The following is a 14,721-nucleotide window of genomic DNA, read 5'->3' as shown; positions in this document are numbered from 1 at the left end:
GCTATTGGGCCAGATGCAGAACCGCCTCTCGCGGACCGGGGAAGGACTGGAACACGCGTTCCATCCGGGTGATGTGGAACATCTGCGCCACCGCCTCGCCCAGGCCGCAGACCACGACCTCGCCCCGGTTGCCCACGCGCTTGAGCAGCGCCACCAGCGCGCCCAGACCCGAGGAATCGACGAAGCTGACATCCGACAGGTCGATGACAAGCCGGCTGTGGCCGCCGTCGATGATCCGGGTCGCCTCGTCGCGGAAGGTCCCGGCCACCGCCGCCGTCAAGCGCGCGCTTTCGGGGGTGATCACGCAGACGCCGCCTTCGTGGAAATCGGTTCGGATCATGGGCGGTCACTCCTTTCCAGAACAAGAACCGTGAGGTCGTCCTCCAGCGGCAGCCCTCCGCGCCAGTCGTCCAGGGAGGAGACGATCGCCCGCGGAAGTTCCGTGGCCTCGTGGGGGCTGCGGTCGCGGATCAGGGCGCAAAGCCGCTCGGACCCGAAATGCACGCCTGCCGAGCTTTCGGCCTCGGTCACGCCGTCCGAGCAGATGACCAGCCTGTCCCCGGGGCGGATGGCGATCTCCTGGTTCTCGAAGGTGGCACCGGACAGCAGCCCCACCGGCAGCCCGCCGTCGCCGACCAGCGCGGGCCGACCCTCGCCACCGGCCAGAACGGGATGGGGGTAGCCGGCCTGGCAGAAGCGCACGGTCCCGCAGCGGGCATCCACGATGCCGCAGAGCATGGCGAAATAGTCGCTGCTGTCCTCGCGGAAGAAGTGGCGGTTGAGGTCCTGGACCAGCAGGGCCGGGTCCGGCCGGTCGCCCGACGAAAGGACCAGCCCCGAGAAATACTCGGGCGTGACCATGTGGCCGATGGCGACCGACATCAGCGCCGCGTGGACGCCGTGGCCCGCCACGTCCACCGCGTAGAAGCCCAGCTGACAGTCGTTCAGAGCGAACCAGCCGAACATGTCGCCCGACACATAGGCCGAGGGCTGGAAGGCCGAGGCGAAGCGGAAGCCGCAGATGTCGCCGTTCCCGCCCGGCAGCAGGCGCCGCTGGGCCGTGGCCGCCGCGTTCAGGTCGGATTCGATACGGAACTTGGCCTCTTCCAGCGCGCGGTTGCGTTCCGACAGGACCTGCTCGTGCCGGATCAGGCGGGCGGCAGCGCGCAGGCGGACGGTCATCAGCGCCGTGTCCAGCGGCTTGGTCATGAAATCATCCACCCCCGCTTCCAGCGCGCGGTGGCGTTCCTCGACCTGGTCGTGGCCGGTCAGCATGATGATGTGGATATAGCGTCCCAGGTCCATCCGGCGGACCTCGCGGGTCAGTTCGTGCCCGTCCATCCCGGGCATCTCGAGATCGCAGACCAGGATCGAGGCGCCGCTTTCGCGGATCAGCTGCAAGGCCGACAGGCCATTGTCGGCGACCAGCGGCCTGCAGCCCAAGCGGCGCACCACGGCGGCCGCCAGCGTGCGCTGCGTGGCGTCGTCGTCGGCGATCACCACCAACAGTTCCGTGCTGAAATCCCTTGGAGCGCTGTACATGATGGTCAAACTTCGTCCGGAGGCCCGATCGGACCGCCAACCGCACGCGATGGTTGACTACGCGATATCCGATTCTCTTATGGTTGTATTTCTCGCATGAAGCTTTGGTTCCCCACAAGCGCAGTTCCCTGCGACATCGAGGGCGCAGACCCAGTAAATTCGAGGCTGTCGGCAGGCGGAAAACCTAGCGCGGGAAGGGCCGGCTGAGGCCCTCGGCCCCGGCAAGCCCGAAGCGCCAGGGCAGGTCCTGCGCCTTGCTGATGCCGATGCGGGGGCCTGCCAGCAGTTCCGGCATCGAGGAGGGCAGGGTCAGGGAGAAGCCGGTTCCGTCAAAGGGCGCGCCATCGTCCTCGATGCGGATGCCCAGCGCCTCGGCCAGCCGTCCGGGGCCGCTGCACAGCAGGAGGCTGCCACGCCGCCGCGCCTGCATCAGATAGATGCCCGTGGTCGGGGCAAGGGCGCGGATCAGCACGGCCTCGCCCGGCCCTGCCACCACATTGAGGCAGAGGTGGATGCCGTAGGAGCGGTAGACATAGGCGTGCCCCGCCGGCCCGAACATCGAGGCGTTCCGCCGGGTCGGGCCCCGGAAGCTGTGCGAGGCCGGATCGTCCCGCCCGTAGGCCTCGGTCTCGATGATGACCCCGCCTGCGCCCCGGACAAGCAGCTCCGCCCCGACCAGCCTGCGGGCAAGCGTCACCGCGTCCAGTCCGGCGATGCGTTCGGCAAGGGGCGTGTCGGACATGGAGGGCTCCGTGGATTTCGCGGGAACGGGAGGCCGCGGGAGCCGCGCCGCCCGGGGCGGTCCTCTAGGATCATTCCCCGGCATCTTCAAACAGTCCGCCCCGTGGAGCGGCTCCCGGGCTTTCGGCATTTCGGATGACGGGCGGGAACAACTCCAGCCCGGCGCGGTTGCACGACAGGTCGTTCAGGAGGATCTGCCGTGCTAGCTGCCGATTACAGGGGCCCCGGCCGTGTGCGGGTGAGTTCGAAGCCCGATCCGGTCATCCAGCATCCACGCGATGCCATCGTGCGCGTCACCCGCTCGTGCATCTGCGGGTCGGACCTGCATCTTTACCATGGCCTCGTGCCCGACACGCGGGTCGGCATGACGTTCGGCCACGAATTCTGCGGCATTGTCGAGGAAGTCGGCTCGGAGGTGCAGAACCTCAAGCCGGGCGACCACGTGCTGGTGCCCTTCAACATCGCCTGCGGCCAGTGCCATTTCTGCAAGCAGGGCCTGTTCGGCAACTGCCATGAATCCAACCCCCAGGCCACGGCCGTGGGCGGCATCTTTGGCTATTCGCACACGGCGGGCGGCTATGACGGGGGGCAGGCGGAATATGTCCGCGTGCCCTATGCCGACGTGGGACCGACGCTGATCCCCGACTGGATGGACCCCGACGACGCCGTGCTGCTGACCGACGTGGTACCGACCGGCTACCAGGCGGCCGAGATGGGCGGCATCCAGATGGGCGACACCGTTGTCGTCTTCGGGGCGGGCCCCGTCGGCATCATGGCCGCGCGCTGTGCCTGGCTGTTCGGCGCGGGCCGCGTCATCGTCATCGACCGCGAGGAATACCGTCTGGATTTCGCACGCCGCTATTGCCCGGCCGAGGTCTACAACTTCGAGGAAATCGAGGACATGGCGGTCTTTATCAAGAAGCTGACCGACCATCTCGGTGCCGATGTCTGCATCGATGCCGTTGGGGGCGACGCCTCGGGCAGCGCCATCCGCACGCTGCTGGGCAAGAAGCTGAAGCTCGAGGCGGGATCGTCCATTCCGCTGCACTGGGCCATCAACTCGGTCAAGAAGGGCGGGATCGTGTCCATCGTGGGCGTCTATGGCCCCACCGGCAACATGATCCCCATCGGCAACGTGCTGAACAAGGGCCTGACGGTCCGCGCCAACCAGGCCTCGGTCAAGCGGCTGCTGCCGCGCCTGATCGAGCATGTCCGCGAAGGGCGCATCAACCCGAAGGAGCTGATCACCCACCGCGTGCCGCTCGAGGACGTGGGGGACGCGTATCACATGTTCTCGGCCAAGCTGGACGAGTGCATCAAGCCGGTCCTTTACCCGAACCGCGGCCGCTAGGAGGATGACGATGGAACAGCAGAACTCTTCCCAAAGGATCGACCCGGCCTCGGTGAACGGATGGGGCGTCGATGCCGACCCCCGCAACGACCCGACCTATCCGATGCGCGACCGTTCCGCCGACACCGAGACGGGGATGAACTGGGAACCGCCGCCGGCGCAGAAGTCCGAGGTCGAGGTCCTGCAGTCGGTCGAATACAAGCGCCGGCCGGCGGTCTTCGGCACCTCCTCGCCGCCCTCGGGGATCAGCGGCATGGTCCGGCGCTCGGCCTTTGCCTACAGCGAATCCGACTGGCGGCACTGGCTGATGCTGCTGGGCGCGGACCGGATCAACATGGTCGAGGGGCTGGTCGAGGACTTCGCCCGGGGCCGCGTCCCGAACGTGCCGGGCGAGATGGGGATGCGCGCCGAATGGCGTCACAACAAGGACGGCCTGATCCAGAAGGTCGCCATCGCCACGACCGTGACGCTGGTCGCGGCGGCCCTGCTGGGGCGGCGGCGCAGCCACGACCGCTATCGCCCGCGCCGGACCATCCGCTGACGTCCTGAAGCCGTTTCCAGTGGAACGGAGGGCCTTCGCCTTTGTGGCGGGGGCCCATTTTCGCATTACTTCCCGGCGAGACTTATTTCAAATTGCGCGCGACTTTGAAAATCAACTCCGGCGCGAAATGCATTGATGTGGCCGGGTAATGGATGTCGCCTTGATTCCTGTTTTCAGAAAATTGCCGAGGGCGAAAGGCAGGTGGAACCGAAAGACGAGCAGCGGAATTGTCTGACAGATCGTCAATACGGAGATCAGAAATGAAATCGATCCTGACCGCCACCTCCATCGGTGCCGCGCTGATTGCCGGCACGGCCTTCGCCCAGACCACCGTTGTCACCGAAACAACCCCCACGGTGACCGAGGTCCAGACCGACGCCCCCACCACCGGCGGCGGTGCGACGGGCGGCGCGGCCTCGGGCGCGATTGCCGGGGCGGCCGTTGGCGGGCCGGTCGGTGCGGCGGTGGGCGCGGTTGCCGGCGCCGTCATCGGCGATGTCAGCGAGGATGCCCTGACCCCCGAGACCCGCACCTACGTGCTGGAACACAAGACCGAATCCGTGGTGATCGACGGCGATGTCGCGGTCGGAACGGCGGTGCCGGAAGCGGTGCAGATCCAGACCATTCCGGACGCCCAGTACGGCTATGTCTATGTCCAGGACCGCCCGGTCTTGGTGGACCCGCAGAACCGCCAGATCGTCCACATCTACGAGTGACCCTCCCTTTCGCGGGACTGAAACAGGCCGGCCATCGTGCCGGCCTGTTGCCGTTTTGCCGGGAAACGCGATGTCACCCGGCGGAAATGCGCCGTGCGGCCCTTTCCAGCGCATCCAGGAAACGCGACCGGTCCGCTTTCGTGAATCCGCGCCCGCCACCCTGCCGGAAAGGATCGGCGGAACGAAGGTCGGCCATCAGGTCGCGGGTCGCAAGAACATTGCCGATATTCTCGGCCGTCAGCGCCTCGCCATTGTGCCTGAGGACCTGCGCCCCGGCGGCCACGCATTTCGCCGCCAGCGGAATGTCCCCGGTGATCACCACGTCTCCCGGACCCGCGCGTTCCGCGATCCACTTGTCGGCCTCGTCCGGCCCTTCGGGCACGATCACCGTTTCCAGCAGGGGATTGGCCGAGGGCCTGATCCCGCCGTTCGACACGACAAGGACGTGCAGCCGGTGCCGGGTGGCGACGCGCTCGACTTCGGCCTTCACCGGGCAGGCATCGGCATCAACGTAGATCGGCATGGGATCGGCTCCTTTCGCGCGGGCGGACCAGGGCCGCGCTCAGCCCAGCCGCTCGGCCGTGTGGCGGCAGGGGCGGGCGTCGAAGAACTCGGCCAGTATGCGGTCGAAGACGTCAGGGGCGCCGTCCACGGCCCCAAACAGCGTGGCCGAGGACCTCAGCTTGCCCGCATCGACCGGGCCCATGATCGCCTCGGCGGGCCTTCCACTATGCGTCAGGACCGCCCCCGCGCATTCCACCAGCCTCGGCCCCAGGACCGGATGCGCCAGGTAGCGCGTCGCCTCGTCCAGATCGGCGATCCCGTAGAAGTGGGACATCTCGGATCGTCCGAGGCCCCGCAGTTGCGGGAAGATGAACCACATCCAGTGGCTCTGCTTGTGGCCCTGCCGCAGTTCGGACAAGGCGACGGGATAGCTGTCCTGCTGCGCCTCGACGAAGCGGTCGAGCGTCAGGGCGTCGTCGGAAAGGCGGGCCATGTCCGTCCTCAGCGCGGCATCAGGAAGACTTCGCGCACGGCGGCGTGGTCACCGGCTTCCAGCGCGTAAAGCGCGGCACCGGCGACCTCGTCGGGGCGGATGGCCTTGGGCTTGGCCTCGTCGAAGAACTCGGTGTCCACCATGCCGGGCGCGATGACGGTGCAGCGCCCGCCCCATTCGCGCATCTCCTCGGCGAGGTTCCCCCCGTAGCCGTGGACGAACCACTTGGACGCGCCATAGACCGAGCCCTTGATGTGGATGCGCCCCGCCGCCGAGCCGGTCATCAGCAGGTGCCCCTGCGTTTCCTTCAGGAAGGGCAGGGCGGCCTTGGCGGTGAACAGCAGGCCCAGGATGTTGATGCGGATCATGTCCTGCCATTCGTCCACGTCGCCGCCCTCGGTCCCCGGCGCATCGAGGCCGCGCCCCGCGTTGGCGAAGGCCGCATGAAGGGGGCCGAAGGCCTCGGTCATCCGCTGCAGCGCCGCCTGCTGGTCGGCCATCTGCGTGACGTCGCCGGGCAGGGCGAGCGCGTTGTCGGCGCCCAGTTCCCCGACCAGGTCGCGCAGGCGATCCTCGCGCCGGGCGAACAGGCCCACGCGCCAGCCGCGCGCGACCGCCATCCGGGCCGTGGCCGCGCCGATGCCGCTGGACGCGCCGGTGATGAACAGGGTCTTGCCGGTCATGGGGGCGTCCTTCCGGTCAGGGCAACATTCGGGGTTTCGTCACGAGAGCCTACGCGCCCCATGTCCCGCAGGCAACGCCGCTTGCCGTCCCCGCCGGCATGGTCCTAGTCTGGACCCGAGTTTTCAGGAGACGTGCCTGCCGCCGTGAGCGCCCGAAGACGCATCCTGCGACCGGTCGCCTCGGCGCGGCTGCTGACGGGGCACCGCCGATCGCACGGGACCGACCTCGTGCTGGCGACGGTGCTGGCCGCTGTCGCGGGTGCCTCGAACGCGGGCGGCTTCTTCGCGCTGGGCGCCTATACCTCGCACATGACGGGCTACCTGTCGCAACTGGCGGACAACCTCGTGGCGGGGCAGCTGTGGATGGCGCTGATCGCGACGCTGGCCATCGGCGCCTTCGTGGCGGGCGCGGGTTTCAGCACCGTCCTGATCAACTGGGCCCGCCTGCGCCGGGCGCGACGGCAATATGCCCTGCCCATTGCCGTGCAGGGCGCGTTCCTCGCCTGCTTTTCGGGCGGAGGTGTCTTTTCCTCGGAACCGGGGCGCATCTTTTCGCTGGCCTGTCTGTGCTTCATCATGGGGATGCAGAACGCGACGATCACCAAGATCTCGGGCGCGCGCATCCGCACGACCCATGCGACCGGCATGATCACCGACATCGGCATCGAGCTGGGACGCGAGATTTCCGGCCGCGCCTTCCCCGCTCGCCCCATCGCCGCCGACCGCAGGAAGCTGGCGATCCACCTGCGGCTGGTCGGGGCATTCCTCGGCGGAGGACTGGTGGGCGCGCTGGGCTTTTCCCGGCTGGGCTTCGTCTTTGCTCTTGCCCTGTCCGCCATCCTGCTGGCCCTGTCGCTGCCCGCCCTGCTGGGTTCGCGAGGCAGGCGCTAGGTTCAACGCGTCGCGCGCTCAGGGGACGAGCAGGTACTTCTCGCCCGTGGCCTTTTTCTGGTAGGCCATCGCGACCTCGGGCTTCAGCGCCTCGGCCAGGCTGATCGTCGCGGTATAGTGACTGGCGAAGGTGGTGGTCATCTCGGTCGCCACCCGCTCGCGCATCCGCTGCACGACGGCCGGGTCCAGCCGCCCCAGCGCGTTGAACAGAAGCCAGCCCCCGACCTCCCAGGTGAAGCCGAAGCCGCGCTTGAGGATCGTGGGGCCGGTGTCCAGCGCCCCGTAGATATAGACCTGCTTCATCGTCGAGGAGCCGTAGCGGTTGTAGCTGTCAAGGCTGCGGGCGGCCACGGCTTCCATCGCGTTCAGGATGATGCTGGTCATCTCGCCCCCGCCGATGGCGTCGAAGGCCAGCGTCGCGCCGGTGGCGGCAATGGCCTCCTCGAGCTTGCCGCAGAAGTCGGGCTCGCTGCTGTCAAGGACATGGGTCGCGCCGAGGCCGCGCAGAAGCTTGGCCTGCGCGGGGCTGCGGACGATGTTCACAAGCCCGATCCCGTCGGCCTTGCAGATCCGCACCAGCATCTGCCCGAGGTTCGAGGCGGCGGGCACATGGACGATGGCCTTGTGCCCCTCGGCCCGCATCGTTTCGACGAAGCCCAGCGCCGTCAGCGGGTTGACGAACAGCGCCGCGCCTTCGGCGGCGCCGGCGCCCTCGGGCAGGACGATGCAGGCCTCGGGACGGATCAGCCGCAGTTCGGCATACATGGCGCCCCCGATCATGGCGACGCGCCGGCCCACCAGGTCCTGCAGGTCGGGACCGGCGGCGATCACGGTGCCCGCGCCCTCGTTGCCGACCGGCATGGACTGGTCCAGCCGGGCGCGGACGGCTGGCAGCAATTGCTGCGGAACCTGCGCGGTCAGGACAGGCGCCTCCTTTGTGCCCTCGGCCTTCAGCGTCGCCATGTCGGCAGGCCCGAACAGAAGCCCCAGGTCCGAGGGGTTGATCGGCGCGGCCTCGACCCGGACCAGCAACTCACCCGGGCCGGGGTCGGGAACCGTGACGCGTTCGAGGTTGATCCTCAGCGTGCCGTCCGCCGTGACGGTCGATCTCAGTTCAAGGCTGCTGTGCGCCATGTTGTCCTCGCATTCTGCCCTGTGGTCGTCAGGCTGGCATGGGACCGGGGCTGCGCCCGAATGTCCAGCCCGCCGCAATCCCGAGAGAAATACTGGAGAGCGCCCGCCCGGCAGCATAGATAGCGGCCACCAGGCCCCCGGCGGGGGCGAAAGCAGGGAATGCCGCCCCATGTCCGCAAGCCAGCCCGCGTTTCTTGACCTCGAAGGGGTATCGCGCCGCTTTGGTGACCGGGTCGTGCTGTCGGACGTGACGCTGGCCATCCCGCCGGGGCGGATCACCTGCCTGCTGGGGGAATCCGGCTGCGGGAAATCGACGCTGCTCAGGATCATCTCGGGCGTGGACCGCCCGGACGGCGGCCGCATCCGGATGAGCGGGGCCGAGATCGTGGGCCCCGACCGCTTCGTCCAGCCGGAAAGCCGCCGGATCGGCTTCATGTTCCAGGATTACGCGCTGTTTCCCCATCTCAGCGTGGCAGAGAACCTGGCCTTCGGTCTGCGCCACCTGCCCAAGGCGGCGCAGCGCGACCGCGTGGCCGAGGTGGTCGCACGGATCGGCATCGCCCACCTGATCGACCGCTATCCCCATTCCCTGTCGGGCGGCGAGCAGCAGCGCGTGGCCCTGGCGCGGGCGCTGGCCCCGCAGCCCGCCATCCTGCTGATGGACGAGCCCTTCTCGAACCTCGACCAGGGGCTGCGCGAAAGGGTGCGCCGCGAAACGCTGGCCACCCTGCGCCGGATCGGCACCACCGCCATCATCGTCACCCATGACCCGCAGGAGGCCCTGGCCGTTGGCGACCTGATCGTCCTGATGCGCGGCGGCCGGATCGAGCAGGTGGGCACCCCCTTCGAGATCTACGACCGCCCCGCCTCGCCCTATGCGGCCGAGTTCATGGGGCCCTGCAACCGTCTGACGGGGATCTTCAGCAGGGGGCGGATCGAGACGCCCATCGGCACCTTTCCCGCCGACCTCGACCTGCCGGACGGCGCGCTCGCGCTGGCCTGCATCCGCCCCCAGGCGCTGTCGATCGGGCCGGACGGGCACGGCATCTCGGCCCGAGTCATGGCGAAGACCTTCATGGGCGAAAGCGAGCAGATCGACATCATGGTGCATCCGCTGGCGGAAACCCTGCGGATGCATTCCCATGTCCGCATCCCCATGGCCGTGGGCGAGAAGGTCAGCCTGCAGCTGAACGGTGCCGAGATCCACGTCTTTGCCGACGACGGACTGGGGGCGAATGGTCGCGGAACAAACCCGAGAGAAACTATAGACTAACTCCCGCAGGCTGCTGTATGAGCCTGCCGGAGGTTTCTCCACAGGGGTTAGGTCATCATGAAAGCCGACACGACCATCATGCGCGCCATGCTGGCAGGCGCCGCCATCTTCACGGGCGCGGGCGTTTCCGCCCAGGAACTGAACCTTTACACCTCGCGCGAGCCGGGACTGGTCGAGCCGCTGCTGCAGGCCTTCACCGAAGACACGGGGATCAAGGTCAACACGGTCTTCCTGAAGGACGGCCTGGTCGAGCGGCTTGCCTCGGAAGGCGAAAGCTCGCCCGCCGACGTGCTGATGGCGGTGGACGCCGGCAACCTCGTCGATCTGGTGGAACGTGGCCTGACCCAGCCGGTCGAGTCCGAGGCCCTGACCGCCGCCATTCCGGAAAACCTGCGCGACCCGGGCAACCAGTGGTTCCCCCTGTCGATGCGCGCGCGCGTCGTTTATGCGGCCAAGGACCTGGAGCTTGACTCGATCACCTACGAGGATCTGGCGGACCCCGAATGGAAGGGGCGGATCTGCATCCGCTCGGGCCAGCATCCCTACAACACGGCGCTGTTCTCGGCCTTCATGACGCATCACGACGCGGCGGCGACCGAGGAATGGCTGACCGGCCTCAAGGCGAACCTTGCCCGCAAGGCGGGCGGCGGCGACCGCGACGGCGCCAAGGACATCCTGGGCGGCATCTGCGACATCGCCATCGCGAATTCCTACTACGTGGGGCTGATGCGCTCGGGCAAGGGCGGGGACGAGCAGAAGGCCTGGGGCGAGGCGATCAAGGTGATCCTGCCGACCTTCGAGGACGGCGGCACCCATGTGAACGTCAGCGGCGCGGCCGTGGCGAAGAACGCCCCCAACCGCGACGAGGCGGTGCGGCTGCTGGAATTCCTCGTCTCGGACGAGGCGCAGAAGATCTATGGCGAGGCGAACTATGAATACCCCGTGAAGGCGGGCGCCGCCATCGACCCGATCATCGCCTCCTTCGGGGAATTGAAGGTCGATCCCCTGCCGCTGACCGAGATCGTGAAGAACCGCAAGCAGGTCAGCGAGCTGGTCGACCGCGTCGGTTTCGACAACTGACCGCGGGTCTGGGTCCGGCGGCAGCATGGCCTGGGTGACGGACCGCAGTCGGCCCGCCCGGTCCCTCGGCTTCGGCGGAGGGGCCTGGATCGCAGCCAGCCTGCTGGTCGCGGGACTGGTCCTGATCCCCGTGCTGGCCCTGCTGTGGCAGGCTGCGCAGGGGTCCGAGGGCCTGTGGTCGCATCTGGCGCAGCACGTCCTGCCGCACGCGCTGGGGCAGACGGCCATCCTGATGGGCGGCGTCGGGGTGCTGACGGCCGTCATTGGCACTTCGGCCGCCTGGCTGGTGACGGCCCATGACTTCCCGGGGCGGCGCGTCCTGGAATGGGCGCTGCTGCTGCCCCTGGCGGTGCCCACCTATATCGTGGCCTATGCCTATCTGGACCTGCTGCACCCGCTGGGGCCGTTCCAGACGCTGGTTCGCGCGGTCCTCGGCTATGACAGCCCGCGACAGTTCCGCCTGCCCGACATCCGCTCGATGACGGGGGCGATCCTGCTGCTGAGCCTTGTCCTTTACCCTTACGTCTACCTGCCCACGCGGGCCATGTTCATGACCCAAGCCGCGAACCTGGTCGAGGTCGCCCGCACTCTGGGCACCAGCCGGCGGCAGGTCTTCGGCCGGGTGGCCCTGCCGCTGGCCCGCCCCGCCATCGCGGTGGGCGTCAGTCTGGCCCTGATGGAGACGCTGAACGACATCGGCGCCTCGGAATTCCTGGGCGTGCGGTCGCTGACCATTTCGGTCTACACGACCTGGGTCACGCGGTCCGACCTTCCGGGTGCGGCGCAGATCGCCTTGGCGATGCTGCTGCTGGTCGTGGCGCTGGTCTCGCTGGAACGCTGGGCGCGCAGGCGGCAGCGCTATTCGGTCAGCGGCCAGCGTGCCCGCAGCTTCGCGCGCGAGCCCCTGCCGCGGGCGCAGGGCCTTGCCGCGCTGGCCTTGGGCTTCCTGCCGGTGTTCTTCGGCTTCCTGCTGCCCGCGCTCTATCTTGCCGCCGAGGCCTGGAAGCGGTTCCAGTTCGCGGGCCTGTCCGACCGCCTGCTGGCCGAGGCGCGCAACACCTTTGTCCTGTCGGCGCTGGCGACGGTCGCGGTGCTGGCCTGCGGGCTTGTCGTCGCCTATGCCGCCCGCGTCTTTCCGCAGAAGGGGATGCAGTTGGTCCACCGCGCGGCCTCGATCGGCTACGCGATGCCGGGCACGATTCTGGCGCTGGGCATCCTGATCGCCTCGGCAGGCCTCGACCGCTGGATCGGGCAGGCGGCCGGCGCGCTGTTCGGCGTCGATCCGGGGCTGGTCCTGATCGGCTCGGGGCTGGCGCTGGGCTATGCCTATCTGGCGCGGTTCCTTGCGATTTCGATCGGCTCGGTCGAGGCGGGGCTGACGCGCATCCCGCGCAGCTACGACCAGTCCGCGCGGACGCTGGGGCAGGGGGTGACGGGGATGCTGCGTCATGTCCACCTGCCGCTGTCCCGGCCCGCGCTGGCTGCCGCCGGGCTGCTGGTCTTCGTCGATTGCATGAAGGAGCTGCCCGCGACCCTGCTGCTGCGGCCCCTGAACTTCGAGACGCTGGCCACCCATCTTTACGGCGAGGCCGCGCGCGGCACCTATGAGGAAGCCGCCATCGCCGCCTGGGCCATCGTCCTTGTCGGCATCCTGCCGGTCATCCTGCTGGCGCGCGTGGGGCCCGGCGCCTCGCGCGGGTGATGCGACGACGGGACGGCTGGAAGGAACGCGCGGGTCCGGCTAGACCGGGGACAACTGCGCCCGGTCGGGTCCGGCCCGCCCCGCGCCCTTGCCGCCGAGGTGACGGATGCCGCGACTTTCGATCCCGGGCTTCAACGGCCGCCGCGCCTTCGCGGAACTGGACGAGCAGGAGATCCTCGCCCTTGCGATCTCGTCCGAGGAGGAGGACGGCCGCATCTACGCCACCTATGCCGCCAACCTGCGCGAGGCCTATCCCGCCACCGCCGCCGTCTTCGGGGGCATGGCCGCCGAGGAGGACGAGCACCGCCGCCGCCTGATCGATGTCCATCGCCGCCGTTTCGGCGAGACGATCCTGCCCATCCGGCGCGAGCATGTGCGCGACTTCTACAGCCGCCGCCCGATCTGGCTGGTCCGCAACCTGCCCTTGGACCGCATCCGCGAGGAGGCCGCCTCGATGGAGCGCGAGGCGCAGGCCTTCTATGCCCGCGCGGCGTCCCTCACGACGGATGCCGAGACGCGCCGCCTGCTGGGCGACCTTGCCGCCGCCGAGGGGCGGCACGAGGAAAGCGCGGCGGCCCTGGCCGAGCAGCACCTAGGCGAGGGGCGGGGCGATGTCGAGGACGAGGCCGCGCGGCGGCAGTTCCTGCTGACCTGGGTGCAGCCGGGGCTGGCGGGGCTGATGGACGGCTCGGTGTCCACGCTGGCGCCGATCTTCGCCACGGCCTTCGCCACGCAGGATCCCTGGACCACCTTTCTTGTGGGCCTGTCGGCCTCGGTCGGGGCGGGCATCTCGATGGGCTTCACCGAGGCCGCGCATGACGACGGCAGGCTCTCGGGACGGGGCGCGCCCTGGAAGCGGGGACTGGCTTCGGGGGTAATGACCACGCTGGGGGGATTGGGCCACGCGCTGCCCTACCTGATCCCCAGCTTCTGGACGGCCACCGCGATCGCGCTGATCGTTGTCTTCGTCGAGCTCTGGGCCATTGTCTGGATCCAGAACCGCTTCATGGAAACGCCCTTCTTCCGCGCCACCTTCCAGGTCGTGCTGGGCGGGGCGCTGGTGCTGGCGGCGGGCATCCTGATCGGCGGGGCCTGACGCCGCGCCTCATTGCGCCGGCGCAATGCGCAGGGCTGCGGAACATGGCACCCCTCGGGCAGGTTGGCGAAGGGGCGCAGCGCGCCTCGCAAGACACCGCCCGACAGGAGGATGACATGACCAAGAGCGTTCTGATCACCGGCGCCCGGTCCGGCATGGGGCTGGCGACGGCCCTGATGCTGGCCGAAAGCGGCTATCGCGTCTTTGCCGGTGTGCGGGGCGACAGCGCCGAACTTGACGAGGCGAGGGCCCGCGGGCTGGACATCACGCCCGTCATGCTGGACGTGCAGGACACCGCCTCGATCCGCGCCGCCGTGGCGCAGGTGGTGGATCAGGCGGGCGGCATCGACGTGCTGGTCAACAACGCGGGCTTCGGTCTTCTGGCGACAGTCGAGGACGGCACCGACGAGGAGATATTCAAGCAGTTCGACGTGAACGTGCTGGGCCTGATCCGCATGACGCGCGAGGTCCTGCCGCACATGCGCCAGGCGGGCGGCGGGGTCATCATCAACATCTCGTCCTTCCTGGGCCGCATGGGGCTGCCGCTGCTGGCCCATTACAACGCCAGCAAGTACGCGGTCGAAGGGCTGACGGATTCGCTGCGCTTCGAGGTCGGGCCCTTCGGCATCCGCGTGCATTCGATCCTGGCCGGGCTGTTCGGAACGAACTTCGTGAAAAAGGGGCTGGTCGCCAACGCCGCGACGACGGCCGAGGCCTCGCCCTACCGCGAGCTTGTCGCGCATTTCGTCCCGATCGTGGCGCAGGCCATCAACGAGGGACCCTCGCCCGAGCCGATCGCCCGCGCCGTCAAGGACATCATCGAGAACCCGGACAGCGACATTGCCGTCATGGTCGGGACCGAGGCCGAGCAGTTCGTTCCCCTGCGCCGCAGCCTGTCGGACAAGGAGTTCGAGGCGAAGGTCATCGGGACCTTCGGCCTGCCGCCTGCCAAGGCATAGGCAGGCGGGCGCCCC

At 68.6% G+C, this 14,721-nt stretch carries 16 protein-coding genes; 9 read left to right on the top strand and 7 right to left on the bottom strand.

The window, feature by feature from the left end; genetic code table 11:
• Nucleotide 1: 1 nt before the first annotated feature.
• The 3 genes from BLQ03_RS13565 to BLQ03_RS13555 form a co-directional block, all read right to left on the bottom strand.
• Entirely contained in the window at nt 2-340 is a 339-nt protein-coding gene (locus tag BLQ03_RS13565; RefSeq protein WP_090756868.1) for an STAS domain-containing protein, read from the bottom strand.
• Entirely contained in the window at nt 337-1,503 is a 1,167-nt protein-coding gene (locus tag BLQ03_RS13560; protein ID WP_217629756.1) for a PP2C family protein-serine/threonine phosphatase, read from the bottom strand. Before BLQ03_RS13560 ends, BLQ03_RS13565 begins: the two co-directional genes overlap by 4 nt.
• Before the next feature lie 223 nt (nt 1,504-1,726).
• Nucleotides 1,727-2,284, bottom strand: coding sequence for a DNA-3-methyladenine glycosylase (locus tag BLQ03_RS13555; protein WP_090756866.1), 558 nt, complete (start codon nt 2,282-2,284; stop codon nt 1,727-1,729).
• Between the two features lie 198 nt (nt 2,285-2,482).
• Between BLQ03_RS13555 and BLQ03_RS13550 the strand changes: the two genes are divergently transcribed.
• The 3 genes from BLQ03_RS13550 (at nt 2,483) to BLQ03_RS13540 (ending at nt 4,891) form a co-directional block, all read left to right on the top strand.
• Nucleotides 2,483-3,634, top strand: coding sequence for a zinc-dependent alcohol dehydrogenase (locus tag BLQ03_RS13550; RefSeq protein WP_090756865.1), 1,152 nt, complete (start codon nt 2,483-2,485; stop codon nt 3,632-3,634).
• Nucleotides 3,635-3,644: 10 nt separating this feature from the next.
• On the top strand, nt 3,645-4,175 hold the full coding sequence (locus BLQ03_RS13545; protein ID WP_090756864.1) for a hypothetical protein: 531 nt from the start codon (nt 3,645-3,647) through the stop codon (nt 4,173-4,175).
• 260 nt (nt 4,176-4,435) lie between these two features.
• Entirely contained in the window at nt 4,436-4,891 is a 456-nt protein-coding gene (locus BLQ03_RS13540) for a DUF1236 domain-containing protein (RefSeq protein ID WP_090756863.1), read from the top strand.
• A gap of 73 nt (nt 4,892-4,964) precedes the next feature.
• Here the strand turns inward: BLQ03_RS13540 and BLQ03_RS13535 are convergent, their stop codons facing one another.
• The 3 genes from BLQ03_RS13535 to BLQ03_RS13525 are packed head-to-tail and all read right to left on the bottom strand — an operon-like array spanning nt 4,965 to nt 6,571.
• Entirely contained in the window at nt 4,965-5,414 is a 450-nt protein-coding gene (locus BLQ03_RS13535) for a YaiI/YqxD family protein (RefSeq protein ID WP_090756862.1), read from the bottom strand.
• 39 nt (nt 5,415-5,453) lie between these two features.
• Nucleotides 5,454-5,888, bottom strand: a complete 435-nt coding sequence (locus BLQ03_RS13530) for a DUF1810 domain-containing protein (RefSeq protein ID WP_090756861.1) — start codon at nt 5,886-5,888, stop codon at nt 5,454-5,456.
• A gap of 8 nt (nt 5,889-5,896) precedes the next feature.
• Nucleotides 5,897-6,571, bottom strand: a complete 675-nt coding sequence (locus BLQ03_RS13525; protein WP_090756860.1) for an SDR family oxidoreductase — start codon at nt 6,569-6,571, stop codon at nt 5,897-5,899.
• A 144-nt stretch (nt 6,572-6,715) separates the two neighbouring features.
• Here BLQ03_RS13525 and BLQ03_RS13520 point away from each other — a divergent pair, with 144 nt between their 5' ends.
• A complete protein-coding gene (locus BLQ03_RS13520) occupies nt 6,716-7,462 on the top strand; it encodes a YoaK family protein (protein ID WP_217629755.1) in 747 nt (248 codons plus the stop codon).
• An 18-nt stretch (nt 7,463-7,480) separates the two neighbouring features.
• Here the strand turns inward: BLQ03_RS13520 and BLQ03_RS13515 are convergent, their stop codons facing one another.
• Entirely contained in the window at nt 7,481-8,596 is a 1,116-nt protein-coding gene (locus BLQ03_RS13515; protein WP_090756859.1) for a zinc-binding dehydrogenase, read from the bottom strand.
• Nucleotides 8,597-8,765: 169 nt separating this feature from the next.
• Here BLQ03_RS13515 and BLQ03_RS13510 point away from each other — a divergent pair, with 169 nt between their 5' ends.
• The 5 genes from BLQ03_RS13510 to BLQ03_RS13490 all read left to right on the top strand — a co-directional run bounded on the left by BLQ03_RS13510 (nt 8,766) and on the right by BLQ03_RS13490 (nt 14,706).
• On the top strand, nt 8,766-9,869 hold the full coding sequence (locus BLQ03_RS13510) for an ABC transporter ATP-binding protein (protein ID WP_090756858.1): 1,104 nt from the start codon (nt 8,766-8,768) through the stop codon (nt 9,867-9,869).
• Nucleotides 9,870-9,926: 57 nt separating this feature from the next.
• Complete coding sequence (locus tag BLQ03_RS13505; protein ID WP_090756857.1) at nt 9,927-10,949, top strand: Fe(3+) ABC transporter substrate-binding protein; 1,023 nt, start codon at nt 9,927-9,929, stop codon at nt 10,947-10,949.
• Nucleotides 10,950-10,983: 34 nt separating this feature from the next.
• On the top strand, nt 10,984-12,651 hold the full coding sequence (locus tag BLQ03_RS13500) for an ABC transporter permease (RefSeq protein ID WP_245688913.1): 1,668 nt from the start codon (nt 10,984-10,986) through the stop codon (nt 12,649-12,651).
• 106 nt (nt 12,652-12,757) lie between these two features.
• Nucleotides 12,758-13,747: an iron exporter MbfA gene (gene mbfA / locus BLQ03_RS13495; RefSeq protein ID WP_090756855.1), complete on the top strand. Its 990-nt coding sequence runs from the start codon at nt 12,758-12,760 to the stop codon at nt 13,745-13,747.
• A gap of 116 nt (nt 13,748-13,863) precedes the next feature.
• Nucleotides 13,864-14,706, top strand: coding sequence for an SDR family oxidoreductase (locus tag BLQ03_RS13490; protein ID WP_090756854.1), 843 nt, complete (start codon nt 13,864-13,866; stop codon nt 14,704-14,706).
• The last annotated feature ends 15 nt before the right edge of the window (nt 14,707-14,721 follow it).

The sequence above is a fragment of the Paracoccus chinensis genome (assembly GCF_900102885.1).
GTDB classification, from domain to species: Bacteria; Pseudomonadota; Alphaproteobacteria; order Rhodobacterales; family Rhodobacteraceae; genus Paracoccus; species Paracoccus chinensis.
Note: the sequence above shows the minus strand (reverse complement) of the source record. Positions and strands in the feature narration are given on the sequence as shown.